The following is a 1969-nucleotide window of genomic DNA, read 5'->3' as shown; positions in this document are numbered from 1 at the left end:
CTCAGAAAAAATGGCTGTTCATACTCCGTCCGCTTGCGGCGGAGCCTTTGATTGTTCTTCGCACTGAATTTTCTCGAAATAGATGGAGGGAAAAATCTATTGATGACTACATTCCATCTCTCGATGAAATGGCTGCTGTCTTCTTTCAGAATGAAAGCTACTTGTTTGGTGGTGGCGGTGGACAGGTTTCCACTACATGGAGTTTGAACTGGGAAGCAAACGTACCGCAGTACAACGGGATCGACATAAAAGATACACGATATGTTGATTATTCTCACGCACTGGTTGGGCTAAAAGATTCTTCTTTGGAAACGAAAAAGTATGGTGTAGAGGAGCTAATCCGTTCCGGTGTGCTAGCAGTTGAACGTGATTCATTACATCGTCGATTCCGTTGTATGTGCGATAGATGGACGGAAGAACAGCAAAATTTAGATCTTTACGAGCTAAGTCTTATCTTCGTTAAGCATTTTGAGGTGAATGCTTTCTTTTCACCTGCAAGATTTTTGTGTGAAATTACCTCCCTCGCAGCCACAGATCAGTCTAATGCTACCGTGTACGTTGAAAAAGGTAAGCGAATTGAAGTGTTGCCTATGAACTGGAGTGATAATTCATGGTTCACTTATTACAGGGATGGCAAACCTGAAGGTGATGGTTGGAGCCTTTTATGGGATGACCCGAATCCAAAACCAGGTAGAAAAAACACTGGAATCATTGCGCCGCAATATTGCTGAACCGGATGCCCTGCGACAGACTCAGACACAATCCCAACAAGTTTACAACTGGCTAATTCAACCAGGTGCGGCAGCGATCGCTCAAAGCCAGGTCAAAACCCTGGTGTTTGTTTGATTGTGGGACTAGACCAAGCCCGTCATGGCTTCTCTGGACTGCCCTATGTCAACAATGGGTTAAAGCAAATCGGCTCTGAAGTGCAGAGTCAGATATTGCTAAATCAGCAGTTTACAACCCAGTCATTTCAAGCAGCAATGAACTTGCAATCATTCTCGATCGCCCATTTAGCTACCCACGGTCAATTTAGCTCAAAAGCTAACGAAACCTTCATTCTGGCATGGGATAAAACAATCAATGCCAATGAACTCAATACCTTGCTGCGATCGCGAGATCAACAACAATCACAGCCATTAGAACTTCTGGTTCTCAGTGCTTGTGAAACCGCCGCCGGAGACAATCGGGCAACCTTGGGACTCGCAGGAGTCGCACTCCGGGCAGGCGCACGCAGCACGATCGCATCGCTGTGGAGCGTCAATGATGAATCAACTGCGCTGCTGATGAATCAGTTTTATCAAACCCTAATTAACCAGTCTCAACCGAGAGCCGAAGCGCTGCGTCAGGCCCAGCTCAAATTACTACAAATGCCAGAATACCAGCTTCCTCTATTTTGGGCCCCTTACGTCTTGATTGGCAGTTGCCTATAACCCTACCCAGATGTTATTGGTGACCAGATACAGGATAAGACACAGATTAGAGTCGGGCGAGCAACCTGGATCATTTCTATCTTGTACATTCTCGAAGGATGTGAACAATCACATCAAGGCAATTTGGAACTTTATCTACGACTACAACGAACAACGACGACAGACGATCGCACAGAGTCCGCTTGTTTTCCCTATCCTTTCCTAAATGGCACTACCTGCCAATGACTTGCAAATCAGACTCCATCTCTAAAATTGCTTGCAGTCCGGTACGCATGAGACTTTGCGGATCAATTAACATGACTTATTGTAATATTTAGAACCCGTGTTGAAAAAATGAACGATTCCTGATTAGATAGAAACAATCTCGATGTTATGTTGTTCTAGTTCCTGTACTAGTGTATTGATCGCTAAAGCTTAAAAACTGTACAGGGGGTGTGGAGTGGGACGACGAAAGCGATTGTTTGTGGCAAAATCACAGTTAGCTCAGATCTTGCACCATTCTCAAGAAGGGGTTGCCAAATCGCCAGAAATCTGAA

Annotated in this window: 2 protein-coding genes; both read left to right on the top strand. The window is 44.9% G+C overall.

Annotation, left to right across the window (positions count from 1 at the left end; all coding sequences use genetic code 11):
* Positions 1-731 (top strand): hypothetical protein (locus tag ACKFKF_RS34900; protein WP_446871917.1); only part of this gene is annotated, 731 nt, incomplete at its 5' end.
* Positions 732-761: 30 nt separating this feature from the next.
* Positions 762-1433, top strand: coding sequence for a CHAT domain-containing protein (locus tag ACKFKF_RS34895; RefSeq protein ID WP_446871918.1), 672 nt, complete (start codon positions 762-764; stop codon positions 1431-1433).
* Positions 1434-1969: the final 536 nt, after the last annotated feature.

This window comes from Phormidesmis sp. 146-12 (assembly GCF_052939495.1).
The sequence above is the reverse complement of the archived record's forward strand: the minus strand, read 5'-3'. Positions and strand labels throughout refer to the sequence as shown.